The sequence below is a fragment of the Amylolactobacillus amylotrophicus DSM 20534 genome (assembly GCF_001434555.1).
Lineage (GTDB): Bacteria > Bacillota > Bacilli > Lactobacillales > Lactobacillaceae > Amylolactobacillus > Amylolactobacillus amylophilus.
Window position 1 is genome coordinate 139164 of record NZ_AZCV01000001.1, and the last position, 15201, is coordinate 154364.

Here is a 15201-nt window from a genome sequence, read left to right on the forward strand (position 1 = left end):
CCGTTATTTACCTGTTAGCACAGCACTTTCATGAATCATGTTGACGAGCTCTGTGAGACCGACATCGGTCTGATTGACACTGATGGTGTTCCAGTGCGTTTTGTTCATGTGGTAGCCCGGAAAAACACCCCGAGTTTTACGCATAATTTCTCCGTGCTCAGGCGTCAGCTTTAAGTCAATTAATAGCTCATGATCCTTCTCAAAGATCAGTGCGATAATCTTCTTATTACTTAGATGCTTGATGGCGGTCCATTCGATTGTCTCATGACTATGTTCGCCATTGAACGGGTAATCTTCAAACGACGTTGTCTCGTGTAAGACTAGGTCAATTAATTCACGTTTATTCATCAGTTTGCTCCCTTTATTTAAATCATATTTCTGGTGTTCTAACTTTATTATATGCAAGAATGCGCTTACAAAAACAGTTACCACTAAAAATGGAGGCAAATTAAGATGAATATTTATTTGAATTTTGCTGGTAATGCGCAGGCAGCGTTGGACTTCTACGGGGAAGTCTTCCAAACGAAGTCTCGGCAGATGCCAAAAATCTGATCATGCACTCTGTCATCGATATCGATGGTCTGCAGGTTAATCTGGTGGATAAGTTTGGTGTGAACTGGATAGTCAACGTGCAGAAACAGGAACGCTTCGGCGAATAAAAAATTTGAATCATCTCAGTAAAAGGTTGAGTGGAGAAACTCGATCTTTTTTTTGCCACCAAAAAAGCCTAGGCAATGCCTAGACTACGGATAATTGCTAGTGAAATGATCCCAACAGCTACAATCACCAATAAACTCTTACTGATAACAGCAGCGAGGAAGCTCGGAATCGTGGTCAGTAAGTATGCTAGGTTCAGCTGTGGTAGGTGGCCTTGATGTGGGGTGAATAGGGAGCTAAACCAGAGCGTGGACATGATGACAATTGGCACGAATTGGAGAAATTCAATTATTCTGCTGTGGAGCGTGAATTTCTGCAACAGGACAAACGGCAGAATACGCGAGAGCCAAGTGACGATTGAACAACCGATAATGGTCAGAATGATTGTGTTAGAAGAAAGCATGCTTGCACCACACTCCTAACGAACAGCCAAATAAGGTCACCACAATAATGACGAGGTTTGCTGGCAGTAAAATCAGTGCCAGGTATGTTAACACGCAGGTCAGCACAATCACCACAAGTTGCAAACCATGTTTCAAAGATTTATCGCCAATCACCTGAAGATAGACTAGTCCCATGAACATCGCAACAATCGCGAAGTCTAGGCCAAGAAACTTTGGATCAGCCACGATACCGCCAAGGAGCGCACCAATCACCGAGGAAAGAACCCAGCTGAGATACGCGATTAAGTTTGCCGTGTTAATCCACGTGAAGTTCAGTTGTCCCCGTGTATAATTTTGCTTGTTCATCGAGAGGGCGAAACTTTCGTCGGTGAGGAGCGTTCCCAGCAGGATATTCTGCCTTAATGGTGCGTTTTTGAAATAATTGGTGAGTGTTGTACTCATGAGAATCATGCGCGAATTGACGAGAAAAGTAGCTAAGATAATCGAGAGCACTGGACTACCCCCACTAAGCATGCTGACAGTCGTAAACTGAGCCGATCCAGCGTAGATAAAGAGGGACATGAGTAGGACGATGACGGGACTAAAGCCGCTTGCTCGCCCAATAATACCGAACGCCATGCCGATACCCACATAGCCAAAAACAGTTGGTAATGTTTCCTTAATGGCACTTTTGACTGTCAGTTGCTCGTTCATTGATCCTGCTACCTCCCTGGCTGATTGATGAGAATTATCCTCATTCTAGGGATAGGGGAGATTAAGGTCAACGAACACTTACAAAAAAAGCCACTGAGATAAATGGTGCAAGTGGTGAAACAGGTTAATTCGTTAGCTTCTTCTCCATAATGTAGTCTGTCTGGGCATCCGTGCCCAATTGGAAAGTATGGGCACCGATCTGGTGGAATCCCAGCCGTTGATAGAATTTCTGCGCGGGCTCATTATGCTCCCAAACTCCCAAGATAATCCTTGTCTTGCCTAGTTGCTCTGCCTGGTTTAGCGCAAGCTGGTACAACTTTGTACCCAATCCTTGGCGTTTGAATCTGCGGCGGACATAGATCCGCTCAATTTCAAGAGCCGCATCTCCGAAGTTTTCAGACTGCGCTTGACCAATATTGAGTTTCAAGTAACCAGCCCATACCCCGTCAACGGTGATTGACCAAAAGGTTGAGTCAGCATTATTCAGTTCACTTCGAAGCTGAAGAGCGCTATAAGCGGAATCCAGATATTGTGTCAAATTCTGCGGATCATTCGCACTACCAAAGGTATCAGTGAATGTCTCACGACTAATCGTCATGAGTTCTTTAATTTGGTTGGTTGTGATTCGGTCAATAATTACTTTCAAATGAAGCCTCCACCAGCATTAAAATTTATAAAATCAGATAATCTATTCATAATAAGTCATCATAAAACATCGGTAAATGATAGTCAAAGGAGGAGTAGACTAATGCTAGAACGAAGGGCGAATGCACAAGTCGATGAATTGATTAGTAAGCTTCCAGAAGAGCTAGCGCTCATTGTGCAGCAGTATCGCTTACTGATTCTAGAGAGTAATTCGGCAGTGATTGAGGACCATAAGTGGTCTATGCCAAGCTACGAGCTCCCAGAAAGCGGCCAGAAAATGTACATCCAAGTAGCTAAAAAATACGTGAACCTTGGGTTCACGTATGGGGTAGATTTGTTAGAGTTTGACTCGAAGAGATTATTAACCGGTACGGGACAAACGATGCGGCACATTAAGATAGTTCCTGGCAGACCAATAGACGAAACTGCAGTCACCAGCCTGATTGAACACGCATTTAACTAAGCAAGTTTCTGCTGTTCAGCGCTATTGATTTTATTAGTGCCCTCAATCACGATAGACTGGGCGAGTTTGGCAAACGCGGTAACAGCGAGCGCCAGACCTAAAAAGATTAGTTCAATGAGCAGCACTCCCGGTGCGTCTTCGAAGTCTGCCCAAATATACGCGAATGGGCTGCCGATGAAATACAGCATCGCAATTGCTAAGGCCGCATACTTAATCTTGGCCAATCTTAGGCTGGTCTTGACCGAAAAAGTGTCCTGCAGCTCGAAATTACGTAGCAACCTGAAAGCCTGATACATGCCGTAAAGGAAGATGATTACTGAGACGTAAATTCCAGTGAGGATAGTGTAGAACAGCCAAGCGTGGGTGGGATAAGTCACGACTAACGCCGGAATTCCTTCCAGACCGATCAAGGTACTGATAAACAAAATAAGGCCTGTAATGCCAATTAATGCGAGTCGTAAAAAGTTGCTGATCAATTTAGTCATAATTTCACTCCTAACTTAGTGCAAGAATCGCTGTGTTATCTATGGTATTGTCATCATAGTCGTTCTTTTTGGTGACAGCCACAGCACAGTTTAATTTTTAGAAAAATTTACAAAAAAAGGCCAGTAGTCGGACTACTTGACCTCGCTTGGGAGCATCACGGTTTGGTTAACCCCATCATCATATACAACTAAGGACGCTGGATATGATGGATCGTACTTGATGGGCAAATCAAATTTAATCTTCAGGGGATTGTTCTTCTGGGAGAACATCATCGCTGCCTTGCCATCCTGGTCGGCTAGGATATCGAAATTAATCAGGTTGCCTAGCTTGACGACACCGGTTAAATTCTGGTCAATTAGGTACCAGACGGTGTCGATCATGCGACCAGGGATGCGGTCGATTACGGCATAAGTAGCGAATCTTGGGGAGTTTTGTGCGAACATGGTTTCTAACATCTCTCTTCTTAGTTCATTTTTGTGTTATTATCTAGTGCTTACTCTTTGAGGTCAGCGAAAGTAGCGGCAGTGACTTGCTGTAGATCGAGCGGATTTAGTTTCACACTGCGACCGATTTTACCAGCCGAAACCACCATGAAAGGCTGATCCTTCGCTGTTTGTTCGATATAGATAGGGAAATGTTTCTGCTCGTGTATGCCAACCGGTGTGTTGGCACCGTGGACGTAGCCCGTCGTTTGTTCCAAAATTTTCAACGGCAGCATCTCTACCTTCTTGTTACCACTAACCGCGGCGAACTTCTTCAAGCTGAGGTGGTGGTCTAACGGAACGACTGCGACAATTGGGCCAGTTTTGTTGCCAGAAGCAACCAATGTTTTATAGACCAATCGCTCATCTTCGGTTAGACTAGTAGTATCCATCTCAGCCACGTTACCGTGACGCTGAGTCTCGAAAGTAACCTGTTCGTAGGCAATTTTCTTCCGATCAAGAATCTTCTCTACAAGCGTTTTATCAATTTTATTCTTCTTCGACATTAGTTTAACCTCATTGGTTATTCTAGCAAGGGAAGTTTTTACTGTCAAAATAGACCGCTTTTAAAAGGAGCCACCATGAAATTATTACAACTAACTATCGCTACCGCACAAGAAGCCGAGGAAGCTCTAACGGAGTATCTTACCAACGAGTTATTAGCTCAAGGGGTGGAGGTTAGACGGCGCAGTGACTTTATTGCCGTACCAAACAGAAGCCACGGTGAGACTATTGATTTGGCTTCTGTTGCAGCTTTGCCAGAAGACATCGAGGTCACTGGCTATTTTAATGCTACAGAGGATGCCCACAAGCTGCAGCTTCTGGTTCAGGCTAAGTTAGCAGAGTTAGCGTCTTATGGTCTCCAAACGGGTACACGTCAAATTACGCAACAGGTGGTTGCAGACACGGATTGGAGCGAGAGCTGGAAACAATATTATCACGTGGTGCACGTGACCAGAAACCTCACGATTGTACCTAAATGGCTGGACTACACGCCAGTATTGCCCGACGAGCAGACTATCATACTTGATCCGGGGCTTTCCTTTGGCACAGGGACTCATATTACCACGCAGCTGGCGCTTTTACTCATTGAAAAGGCCTTAAGAGCGCGCCAACGGGTCCTAGACGTAGGGACGGGTTCGGGCATTCTCAGTATAGCTGCTGAGAAGTTAGGTGCAGACCAAGTGATAGCGACAGACATCGATGAACAAGCAATGACCGCCGCAAAAGAGAATATTGGATTGAATAATAGTAGTAAAATAGCATTAGTTCAAAGTGACCTACTAAACAATGTCTCTGGGCAATTCGATTTGATTGTCGCTAATATTCTGACCGAGGTGTTGCTCCCGTTAACCGAGCAGTTAGCGGAACACCTAGCAGCAACAGGTCGAGTAATCATGTCAGGCATTGATCAAGATCAGTTGCCTAAATTAGAGGAAGCACTGAGGCTACATGGTTTCTCGATTACAATTCGGGTCCAACAAGAGCGTTGGGTTGCCTTACTGATAGAACGCCAGCAAGATTAGGTTATTTTTTATAAAGGAGTGGCTGAGATGCAGCATTATTTTATCGAAAAAACGGCTTCGATTAATGACCAGATTATTCTGGACGGTGAGATTGCCCACAGAATCGTTAAGGTACGCCGGAGCCAAGTCAGTGACGAGATTGAACTAGTTGATGCCGAGCACAATGCCTACGTGGCAGTGATTATGGCACTAAAGGGTAATGAGGTGCTCGTGAAGGTTGTCCGGGAAGCGGTACTTAATCCGGAGTTACCAGTAAGTTCCACGATTGTGGTTGGTACTAGTAAGGGCGACAAAAATGAGTTTATTATTCAGAAAGCCACAGAGATGGGCGTGCAACATATCATCTTTTTTAATGCAGACTACTCAATTTCACGCATCAAAAGTGATAAGATAGATAAAAAATTAAGTCGTTACCAGAAGATAGCACAACAGGCAGCAGAGCAGTCTCGCCGTGAGAATATTCCAACAGTTAGATTAATCGATAAGCTGTCCGAGTTGAGCTTTACCGACTACGATACGAGATTGATTGCCTATGAAGAAGCTGCGAAGCAACACGAACACTCCGCTCTACGCGAGGCTCTGACCGCACTTAGGCCGAGCCAGAGAATCATCATGGTGTTCGGGCCTGAGGGGGGTATTTCGCCTCTGGAAATTGGCTTCCTCGAAAGCAAGCAATTTAAAGCCGCTGCGCTTGGTAATAGGATTCTACGCGTTGAAACTGCCCCATTATACTTCTTGAGCGCCTTATCATATCAATTGGAGATGAGTTAATCGATGCAAACTATGAAACATATTTTGCAGTCAAAAACAGCCGTAATTGTATATCTTTCTTTGTTCTCGGTCCTATTTGCACTAGTTATGGGATTATTTGGACTTAAGGTACCGCTTCGAGTGGGCTGGATTTTTATTGCGCTTAACTTTTTAATCTCTTACTTCATTGGTTATTGGGTCAAAAAACAGAGATTGAATATTTTCTGGTTGCTGTTTTGGCCGGTAGTATTTTCAGTCACGGTCTTGATTCGTTATGCAGATTATAATTATTTCTTCGGCTTAATTTACCTGGTGCTTTCCGTATTGGGCTATAATCACCATAATAATTATCGTTAAAAGGGGACAAATTTAAAATGGCGAAACCAAAAGAACTAACGCAAGAAGACGTCATTGAACTTTGTCGTCTTTATATGAATGACGAGCACCTAGCTTTCGTCCAGAGGGCTTACGAGTTCGCCTCATACGTGCATCACGACCAGATTAGGAAATCGGGTCAACCTTATATCATTCACCCTATTCAAGTTGCCGGTATTTTGGCGGAACTGAAGATGGATCCAGAGACAGTTGCTAGCGGCTATCTCCACGATGTGGTCGAGGACACCAATATTACACTGGGTGACGTGTCAGAATTATTTGGGAAAGACGTTGCCGCTATCGTTGATGGTGTGACTAAGCTGGGTAAAATTAAGTACAAATCACATGAGGAACAACTAGCTGAGAATCACCGCAAAATGCTCATCGCAATGGCGCAAGACTTGCGGGTAATCATGGTTAAACTGGCTGATCGTCTGCATAACATGCGCACGCTGGACCACCTGCGTCCAGATAAGCAGCGTAGAATCGCTGATGAAACACTGGAAATATATGCACCACTAGCCGACCGCTTAGGTATCAGTATGATCAAGTGGGAGCTGGAGGATTTGAGTCTCCACTATATCAATCCCCAACAATATTACCGGATAGTTAATTTGATGAAGTCTAAGCGTGACGAGCGTGAACGTTATATCGCAGACGCTGTCGATGTAATCACCGCTACGCTGGACGAGCTCGGTATTAAGTACGAAATATACGGGCGGCCCAAGCACATCTACTCAATTTATAAAAAAATGAAGGACAAACACAAGCAGTTCAATGAATTATATGACTTGCTTGCTATTCGAGTCCTCGTCGAGACGGTCAAGGATTGCTACGCGGTTTTGGGCGCAGTCCACACTAAATGGAAGCCAATGCCTGGTAGGTTCAAGGATTACATTGCGGTGCCTAAGGCGAACGGGTATCAGTCACTGCACACAACGATTATTGGACCCGGCGCTAAGCCACTAGAAATTCAGATTCGGACCGAACAGATGCATGAGGTTGCCGAGTATGGTATTGCCGCCCACTGGGCGTATAAAGAAGGAGTCAAGAATCCCGTTAAGCTCGATGAAGCCGGCAAAAAGATTGATATCTTCCGGGAGATCCTGGAGATTAAAGACGAGAGTACTGATGCGCACGAATTCATGGAGAGCGTGAAAGGAGACATCTTCTCGGATCGCGTTTATGTCTTCACGCCAGCTGGCGATGTGTACGAGCTGCCAAAGGGTTCGATTCCCCTGGATTTTGCCTATCTAGTCCACACCGAGGTCGGAAGTCACTCGGTTGGTGCGCGCGTCAACGGGAAGATTGTACCGTTGACCTACCAACTAAAAAACGGTGATATCGTCGAGATGTTGACTCAGAGTAATGCCCGTCCTAGCCGAGATTGGATTAATATCGTCAAGACAAGTCGCGCCCGCAATAAAATTAAGCGTTTCTTTAAGAGCGAGGAAAAGGACGAGAACGTTGAGAAAGGCGTTGCTGCCCTTGAGAATCAGCTAAGTGATCTAGGCTTTTTACCTAAGAATTACATGGACAAAGAACACATGCAGATTGCGCTGATGAAATTTAACTTTAGTACTGAGAGCGAATTGTTTAGTGCAATTGGTTATGGTGAAGTTACCGCACTGGTGGTGGCTAATAAGCTGACAGAGAAGGAACGGCGCAAACGGCAATCTGACAAACAAAAGTCGATGGAGCAGGCTATTCTTACCAACACCTCTGAGCCCGACCAAAAACAGGAACCGAAGAAGGCCCAGAAGAAGAATAAAAACGACAGGCAGAAGTCTTCAGATCCAATGAAGATCAAACACGACAACGGCATCATGATCCAAGGCGTTGGTAACCTCTTGATCCGTTTGGCTAAGTGTTGTAATCCATTACCTGGTGACGACATTGTGGGTTACGTCACGCGTGGGCGCGGTGTGACCATCCACCGTAATGATTGTAAGAATATCAAAGAGGAAGACAGGACTAATGGTCGGTTGATTGATGTTGCCTGGGAGAATGTGAATGATGCTGCAAAAGAGCAGAATTATAACGCCGACATTGAAATCTATGGCTTCAACCGTAATGGTTTGCTGAATGATATTCTCCAAACTTTGAATTCACAGTCTAAGAACCTGGCAAGTATCACTGGTAAAGTTGATAACAACAACATGGCACACATCTATGTCACAGTAGCAGTGAAAAACGCCTTACACTTAGAGGAAATCCTGGCGAGGATTAAAGATGTGCCAAATGTCTATGAAGCGAAGAGGTCTGATAGCTAATGAGAATTGTAGTTCAACGCGTTACAGAAGCTAGCGTCACGGTCGCCCAGAATCAAATCGCCCGGATAGGTAAGGGTTTTCTACTACTCGTCGGAATCGAGCAGGGGGATACACTATCCTTAGCACATAAATTTGCTGACAAAATCACGAAACTCCGTGTTTTCAGTGACCAAAATGACAAGATGAACCTAGCGTTAGCGGATGTGGCTGGCCAGATTCTCTCTGTCAGTCAATTCACGCTACTGGCGGACACGAGCCATGGTAACCGGCCGAGTTTCACACAAGCAATGCGGCCCGAGCTTGCAGAACCGCTATTTGAGCAATTCAATGACCGATTGCGTGCCAACGGTCTTTTGGTTCAAACCGGTGAATTTGGCGCGGATATGCAGGTTAACCTGCACAACGACGGACCGGTGACGATTATATTTGAGGAACGGGTTAGTTAAATAAATAATTATTAGTTTTTCTAGGACCATGAGAATAAGGCAACCATTTCGGTTGTTTTTTTGTAGCAATCAAAACTGCTGAAAAAATAATCATCAAAAAGCGGAAAAATAACATCTGTTGGCTATAAGCTTTTAATGAAGGTTAACACAGCTGATGGATGGCGCCCGCTAGCAGACTTCAGTAAGATTCCAGCCAAGACAATTGCTAGTATTCTAATTGGCAGTATGCAGAAACTGGCCTTGAAGGTGGGTTACGTGTCCGTTAATCTGAACCGGCAGCAGCTATTAACGTCAGAGATTAATGAAGCGCTTATCTATGTACAAAATCTGTTGCGCCCCCTAAAACTCGTCGTGGAGCTTACTGAGGAGGATAATCCTGTTGAAATTAACTTTGAAGATTTACAACAAGCACTAGTTAACTATCAGTTACGGGGCATTGAACTCTCGCTTGATGACGTTGGCACTGGCTTGAACCAGCTGGATAACGTCGACAGATTCATGCCTTACTTGAGTGAACTGAAATTTGCGCTACAAAACTTTGAAGAGTCAGTTTTTGACCAGGAAATTCAAGACAAAATAGTTTTCTTGCGGGACTTAGCACAGAAGAACAACCTAAGATTTATCCTTGAAGGTATTGAGAGTGAGGAAGAAGATCAACTGTTGAATAAAATGAATATCACGTTAAGACAAGGGTACTATTATGGTAAGCCACATATTTTGAAGCTACTTGATGATGACCCGGATAATTAAGTAAAAGAAAAGGGGAATAAGATGAAGTTAGTAATAGTTGGCTGCACACACGCTGGTGTTTCAACCGCGAAAGAAATTATAACGAATCATCCAGACACTGATTAACTATTTATGAACGAAATGACAACGTTTCTTTTCTGTCGTGTGGTATCTCTTTATACTTAGAGGGAGTCGTCGACAAACTTGAGGATATGTTCTACGAAACACCGGAGCATCTGGCAAGTATTGGCGCAAAAGTCAAGACTATGCACGACGTTTTAAAGATCAATCCAAAAGAAAAATCCATACTCGTGCAAGACATGAGCACCAAAAAGGTTGTGACAGATACTTACGATAAGTTGATTATGAGCACGGGTTCTTATGTTCAGGTACCTCCTTTAACGGGCATAGATAACGATAAGGTGCTATTGTGTATGGTTATAAGCAGGCAAAAGCAATCTATAATAGCGCGAAAGACAACCAGCATATCGCGATTGTAGGTGGCTGCTTTATTGGGATTGAACTGGCCGAGGCCTATGCCAACACAGACCACCAAGTAACGCTAATTCAGGGTAATAAGCAATTGCTTAATAACTACGTAGACGCAGACATGTCGCTTAAAATCGTAGAAACACTGCAACAACATGGGGTAGACGTTCGCTTAGGTCATCGGGTTAAAACTCCTTTGGCAGTGTAAATGGGACCAAGCAGGTACTCATTAATACCGCGCAAGGGCAGATTACCGCAGATCTAGTAATTGTCTGCACTGGCTTCTTGGCAAATACTGAATTATTGTTTGGTAAGGTCGAGATGGACAAAACTGGTGCGCTGTTGACGAACGAATGGCTTGAGACCTCTGAACCGGACATTTTAGCCGCCGGTGATTCAGCGGCAATCACTTATAATCCACTAAAACAAGATATGTATATTCCGTTAGCATCGAACGCCGTGAAGCAAGGTTACATTGCGGGTAGAAACGTGTTTGGCCACGTGCAGAAGTTTCCTGGCAAACAAGGAAAAACTGCACTACGTTTCTTTGACTATACACTGGCAAACACGGGACTTACTATTCCTGTCGTTGCCATTTTCATTGTTGTTCAACTGTTTTTAGGCATCATGGTGATATTAATTAGAAAACAAAAGGTCAGCACGATTGTGCTCCATGCAAGTGCATTGATTCTTTTTTGTATCTTCTATTTCTTAGCCACTTTCAAAAATGGTGTTGTGCCCGGAATGGGAATGATTAGCTTGAGCGAAGCTCTTTTCTATTCTAGCTCTTTAATTATCCTCGATGGACTCGTCTACTTCATGCTCTCACAATTTAATGCAGAGGATATTTATGTGGACACCATTTTACAGCAGGCAAACACCGATTGGTTGACCAGCTTAAATAACTACGGTTCATTTGTTGAACAATTAGCGAACAATTTTAAGCATTGGCAGAAGACAAAAGAGCCACTCTTGATGATTGCCCTCGATATTGATCACTTCAAAAATCTGAATGACGGCTTTGGCCACTTTACAGGTAACCGCGGTTAGCGGAGGCTAGTACCGTGATGGAGCAGGTTATTTCAAGAGTGCCAAAAGCTACCGTGTTGGCGGTGATGAAATTAATATTGTTCTGCCGAATTGTAGCTTAGAAGAGGCAACATGTGCTGCAGAAAAGTTGAAGGAAAGTCTGAATAAGATGACCTTTACCTCCGTGGATGGTGAGGAATTAATCGTCACTATTTCCATTGGCGTCGCACAGACCAGCCTAGCAGATTATAGCCCGGAGGATTTATATGAGCGTGCTGATCAAATGCTTTACCGGTCAAAGGCCCGGGGCCGAAATAATTTAACTGTTCAAAATAACGAATTTTAGGTGCTTCGGTATGAAATTTCGGTTTAACACCGAATGAGTATTGACAAGGCCTGTTCAATTAAGTATTCTAGATACCAATTAAGTAATTAATCAATGAGAAAGACTGAGAGCAAAAAAGACAGAGAGTAGCTGGTCGGTGTAAAGCTATTGAAACGCTCGTGACAACTTTTGAGATTAAACCGTTTGGCGAGCGTTATTCGTAGCAATTACTAAGGTGGTACCGCGTAGGAATGCGCCCTTGATGAATTAATCAAGGGTGCTTTTTATTTTGGAGGAGATTAAATGAAATTACAAAAACCAAAGGGAACCGTAGATATTCTACCCCAGACTGTCAGACAATGGCAGAAGGTGGAGGAGATTACCCGGAACTTTTTCCAAAAAGCTAATTATCAGGAGATTCGCACCCCAATCTTCGAGAACTACGAGCTCTTCGCGCGCTCAAGTGGTGAAGAGAGTGATGTCGTCCAGAAGGAAATGTACGATTTCTTGGATAAGGGGAATAGAAGGCTAGCCCTACGTCCCGAGGGTACAGCTGGCGTTGTGCGTTCGTTTGTTGAAAATAAATTGTATGGACCAGAATACGCGAAGCCATATAAGCTTTTCTACATCGAACCGATGTTTCGTTATGAGCGTCCCCAGGCGGGACGTCAACGGCAGTTCCACCAAATCGGTGTGGAATCATTCGGTTCAAGTAACGCTCTGCAGGATATTGAGGTTGTCATGCTTGGTTACAAGCTGTTGCAGACTCTCGGCGTGAAAAATTACGAATTACACATCAATAGCTTAGGTACGAAATATGTGCGGGCAAAGTACCATGATGCCCTAGTTGCCTACTTCACACCGCTCGTTGACTCACTCAGCGCGGATTCAAAACGCCGCCTCACGACGAATCCTTTGAGGATTCTCGATTCTAAAGATGAGGCAGATCAACAATTTCTTCCAGATGCACCGAAAATTATTGACTATCTGGACGATGAATCAAAAGCCAACTTTAATCTAATTACTGATACTCTGACACAACTTGGCGTAAATTATGAACTAGACGATGATTTGGTCCGGGGACTTGACTACTATACCGGTACGATCTTCGAATTCATGGTTGACGATCAAGAGCTCTGGCACAGCAAGTCTACTATTCTTGGTGGGGGTCGTTACGACGATCTCGTCGCGGAATTTTCGGGTCCGCAGACGCCGGCTGTCGGTTTTGGTATTGGCCTTGAACGCCTTCTCTTAGTCTTGAACGTCCAGAATCCACAATTGTTCGCGGAATCAGGAATTGATTTCTTTATTGCAAATGTTGGCGACGACACAATTGTACCAACAATTAAGTTAACAGAAAGTATTAGAAGTGCAGGCTTTAGCGCGGAATACGACGTGGAGCAACGTAAATTGAAGGCTCAATTTAAGGCAGCTACTCGGGCAAATGCCCAATATGTCATCACGTTGGGTGATGAAGAGATTGCTACGAAGTCGGTTGCAGTGAAAAGGTTGACAGACGGCAAGCAAGTCGCGACCACTTTTGACCAGATAGAAACAGACTTACAAAATGTCTTGAGACAATTTAATTAGAGGAGATACTGAAAATAATGGATCAACGAACAAATTATTGTGGCCTAATCACAGAAGAATATCTGAATCAAGACGTTGTGTTATACGGTTGGGTTCAAAAGGCCCGCAGCTTAGGTAATCTGGTTTTCATTGACTTGCGGGACCGCGAGGGCATCGTCCAGCTGGTTGTGAGCCAGGCAAGTGGGACCGCGCTACTTACTAGTGCAGAGTCTTTGCGTGCCGAAGACGTGATTACGGTTCACGGACGGGTTGTAAAGCGGGGTCAGGGCGCAGTCAATGACCAGATGAAGACGGGCCAGATTGAAGTAGAGGTCTCTGAACTTGAGCTGCTCAATAAGTCTAAAACACCGCCATTTGATGTGAAGGATGACACGACAGCAACGGAGGAAACTAAGTTAAAGTACCGTTACTTAGATCTACGTCGGCCAGAGATGCAGGCAGCAATCATCAAAAGAGCAAAGATTATGCAAGCAACGCATCAGTATCTTGATGAGCAAGGATTCATCGACATTGAAACACCAATCTTGGGTAAATCAACCCCAGAAGGTGCGCGCGACTATCTGGTGCCATCTCGCATTTATCCGGGCAGCTTCTACGCGTTGCCCCAATCACCTCAACTGTTTAAACAATTACTGATGGGTGCTGGTTTCGACCGCTATTATCAAATTGCCCGTTGCTTCCGTGATGAGGATCTACGTGGCGACCGGCAACCAGAATTCACCCAGATTGATTTAGAGACTAGTTTCCTCGATGAGGAACAGATTCAAACTCTGACTGAGGGACTGCTTCAAAAAGTGATGCATGACGTCATGGGTGTTGATGTGCAGCTACCGTTTCCGCGGCTAACTTGGCAGGAAGCGATGGACCGCTTTGGTTCCGACAAGCCGGATTTACGGTTTGGGATGGAGTTACAAGATGTCTCCGCCTTAGTTAAGAATAGTGATTTCAAGGTATTCTCTGGTACCGTTGCTAATGGTGGTCAGGTTAAGGCCATTGTGGTTCCGGGCGCTGCTGCTCAGTATTCCAGGAAGCAAATTGATACAAAACAAGATTACATCAAACGCTTTGGTGCAAAAGGTCTCGCTTGGTTGAAGTTTACTAATGGCGAATTTAGCGGGCCAATTACCAAATTCCTACCAAATGAGTTGCCTTTGTTGGCCGATAAATTAAACGTCACGGACGACGATTTGGTACTGTTCGTGGCAGATCGTGCTAAGGTGGTTGCTGACAGCCTTGGTTATCTCCGAACTGCTCTCGCTAAGGAATTTAACCTGATTGATGAATCTCAATTTGCATTCACTTGGGTAGTTGATTGGCCGCTCTTCGAATACGATGAGGGTGATGAGCGCTGGACTGCGGCCCACCATCCATTTACAATGCCGGACGATGCCGGTGTGAAGTTGCTTGATAGTGACCCCCACGCGGCCCACGCGAGAAGTTATGATATCGTCTTAGACGGCTACGAACTTGGTGGTGGATCAATCAGAATACACACAAGAGAGATCCAGGAGAAAATGTTGCATGCGTTAGGATTTACGCAGGAGCAGGCCGAAGAGCAATTTGGGTTCCTCTTAGAGGCGCTTGACTACGGCTTCCCACCAATTGGCGGTTTGGCAATCGGACTCGATCGATTTGCCATGCTTCTGGCGGATCGGAAAAACATTCGTGATGTAATCGCATTTCCGAAGAACTCAAAGGCAAGTGAGCCTATGATGCAGGCCCCAGCACCCGTTGATGCTAAACAACTAGATGAGCTCGGTTTAGAGGTGGAAAAGCAGGATTAGTCTTGCTTTTTTATTTTATTTTTAAATAACGGAATTTACCGAACTGTTTATTCGC

General features: G+C 44.5%; 19 protein-coding genes and 2 pseudogenes. 14 read left to right on the forward strand and 7 right to left on the reverse strand.

Going from position 1 to position 15201, the window contains the following annotated elements; all coding sequences use genetic code 11:
• Positions 1 to 3: 3 nt before the first annotated feature.
• The 4 genes from FC62_RS00675 to FC62_RS00690 all read right to left on the reverse strand — a co-directional run bounded on the left by FC62_RS00675 (position 4) and on the right by FC62_RS00690 (position 2400).
• Positions 4 to 348: an MmcQ/YjbR family DNA-binding protein gene (locus FC62_RS00675; RefSeq protein WP_054744977.1), complete on the reverse strand. Its 345-nt coding sequence runs from the start codon at positions 346 to 348 to the stop codon at positions 4 to 6.
• A 379-nt stretch (positions 349 to 727) separates the two neighbouring features.
• Positions 728 to 1060: an AzlD domain-containing protein gene (locus FC62_RS00680; RefSeq protein WP_054744979.1), complete on the reverse strand. Its 333-nt coding sequence runs from the start codon at positions 1058 to 1060 to the stop codon at positions 728 to 730.
• Positions 1047 to 1754 carry an AzlC family ABC transporter permease gene (locus FC62_RS00685; protein WP_054744981.1) on the reverse strand — a complete coding sequence of 236 codons (708 nt, stop codon included), beginning with the start codon at positions 1752 to 1754 and terminating at the stop codon, positions 1047 to 1049. The genes FC62_RS00680 and FC62_RS00685 overlap by 14 nt, the downstream gene beginning before the upstream one ends.
• Positions 1755 to 1878: 124 nt before the next feature.
• Positions 1879 to 2400 carry a GNAT family N-acetyltransferase gene (locus tag FC62_RS00690; protein WP_236693754.1) on the reverse strand — a complete coding sequence of 174 codons (522 nt, stop codon included), beginning with the start codon at positions 2398 to 2400 and terminating at the stop codon, positions 1879 to 1881.
• Positions 2401 to 2502: 102 nt separating this feature from the next.
• Here FC62_RS00690 and FC62_RS00695 point away from each other — a divergent pair, with 102 nt between their 5' ends.
• Positions 2503 to 2862, forward strand: coding sequence for a DUF1801 domain-containing protein (locus FC62_RS00695; RefSeq protein ID WP_056946213.1), 360 nt, complete (start codon positions 2503 to 2505; stop codon positions 2860 to 2862).
• On the opposite strand, the gene FC62_RS00700 is transcribed toward FC62_RS00695, so the two are convergent.
• The 3 genes from FC62_RS00700 to ybaK form a co-directional block, all read right to left on the reverse strand.
• Positions 2859 to 3347, reverse strand: a complete 489-nt coding sequence (locus FC62_RS00700; RefSeq protein ID WP_054744985.1) for a DUF2975 domain-containing protein — start codon at positions 3345 to 3347, stop codon at positions 2859 to 2861. The two genes, FC62_RS00695 and FC62_RS00700, sit on opposite strands and share 4 nt — an antisense overlap.
• Before the next feature lie 132 nt (positions 3348 to 3479).
• Complete coding sequence (locus FC62_RS00705) at positions 3480 to 3803, reverse strand: DUF960 domain-containing protein (RefSeq protein WP_054744987.1); 324 nt, start codon at positions 3801 to 3803, stop codon at positions 3480 to 3482.
• Positions 3804 to 3841: 38 nt separating this feature from the next.
• Positions 3842 to 4336, reverse strand: coding sequence for a Cys-tRNA(Pro) deacylase (ybaK, locus tag FC62_RS00710; protein WP_054744989.1), 495 nt, complete (start codon positions 4334 to 4336; stop codon positions 3842 to 3844).
• A 75-nt stretch (positions 4337 to 4411) separates the two neighbouring features.
• Here ybaK and prmA point away from each other — a divergent pair, with 75 nt between their 5' ends.
• The 13 genes and pseudogenes from prmA (at position 4412) to aspS (ending at position 15146) form a co-directional block, all read left to right on the forward strand.
• Positions 4412 to 5356 (forward strand): 50S ribosomal protein L11 methyltransferase, encoded by a 945-nt coding sequence (gene prmA / locus FC62_RS00715; protein WP_056946211.1) that lies wholly within the window; start codon positions 4412 to 4414, stop codon positions 5354 to 5356.
• A 27-nt stretch (positions 5357 to 5383) separates the two neighbouring features.
• On the forward strand, positions 5384 to 6127 hold the full coding sequence (locus FC62_RS00720) for an RsmE family RNA methyltransferase (RefSeq protein ID WP_056946210.1): 744 nt from the start codon (positions 5384 to 5386) through the stop codon (positions 6125 to 6127).
• A 3-nt stretch (positions 6128 to 6130) separates the two neighbouring features.
• Entirely contained in the window at positions 6131 to 6463 is a 333-nt protein-coding gene (locus tag FC62_RS00725) for a hypothetical protein (RefSeq protein ID WP_054744996.1), read from the forward strand.
• A gap of 17 nt (positions 6464 to 6480) precedes the next feature.
• The gene (locus FC62_RS00730; protein ID WP_056946209.1) at positions 6481 to 8754 is read left to right on the forward strand and encodes a RelA/SpoT family protein; all 2274 of its coding nucleotides are present in this window, start codon (positions 6481 to 6483) and stop codon (positions 8752 to 8754) included.
• Complete coding sequence (gene dtd / locus FC62_RS00735; RefSeq protein WP_054744997.1) at positions 8754 to 9200, forward strand: D-aminoacyl-tRNA deacylase; 447 nt, start codon at positions 8754 to 8756, stop codon at positions 9198 to 9200. Before FC62_RS00730 ends, dtd begins: the two co-directional genes overlap by 1 nt.
• A gap of 135 nt (positions 9201 to 9335) precedes the next feature.
• The gene (locus tag FC62_RS00740) at positions 9336 to 9950 is read left to right on the forward strand and encodes an EAL domain-containing protein (protein ID WP_082611556.1); all 615 of its coding nucleotides are present in this window, start codon (positions 9336 to 9338) and stop codon (positions 9948 to 9950) included.
• A 107-nt stretch (positions 9951 to 10057) separates the two neighbouring features.
• Positions 10058 to 10429 carry an NAD(P)/FAD-dependent oxidoreductase gene (locus tag FC62_RS08500; protein WP_141322547.1) on the forward strand — a complete coding sequence of 124 codons (372 nt, stop codon included), beginning with the start codon at positions 10058 to 10060 and terminating at the stop codon, positions 10427 to 10429.
• Positions 10360 to 10626, forward strand: a complete 267-nt coding sequence (locus tag FC62_RS08430) for an FAD-dependent oxidoreductase (RefSeq protein ID WP_054745001.1) — start codon at positions 10360 to 10362, stop codon at positions 10624 to 10626. Before FC62_RS08500 ends, FC62_RS08430 begins: the two co-directional genes overlap by 70 nt.
• Before the next feature lie 14 nt (positions 10627 to 10640).
• Positions 10641 to 10877 (forward strand): annotated as a pseudogene (locus FC62_RS08485) (NAD(P)/FAD-dependent oxidoreductase); the annotation flags it as partial.
• Between the two features lie 360 nt (positions 10878 to 11237).
• The gene (locus tag FC62_RS08490; protein ID WP_338023371.1) at positions 11238 to 11468 is read left to right on the forward strand and encodes a GGDEF domain-containing protein; all 231 of its coding nucleotides are present in this window, start codon (positions 11238 to 11240) and stop codon (positions 11466 to 11468) included.
• Positions 11469 to 11523: 55 nt separating this feature from the next.
• A pseudogene (locus FC62_RS08440) lies at positions 11524 to 11793 on the forward strand (GGDEF domain-containing protein); the annotation flags it as partial.
• Positions 11794 to 12075: 282 nt separating this feature from the next.
• Positions 12076 to 13362 carry a histidine--tRNA ligase gene (gene hisS, locus FC62_RS00760; RefSeq protein ID WP_054745009.1) on the forward strand — a complete coding sequence of 429 codons (1287 nt, stop codon included), beginning with the start codon at positions 12076 to 12078 and terminating at the stop codon, positions 13360 to 13362.
• Between the two features lie 17 nt (positions 13363 to 13379).
• Positions 13380 to 15146 (forward strand): aspartate--tRNA ligase, encoded by a 1767-nt coding sequence (gene aspS, locus FC62_RS00765; protein WP_054745011.1) that lies wholly within the window; start codon positions 13380 to 13382, stop codon positions 15144 to 15146.
• Positions 15147 to 15201: the final 55 nt, after the last annotated feature.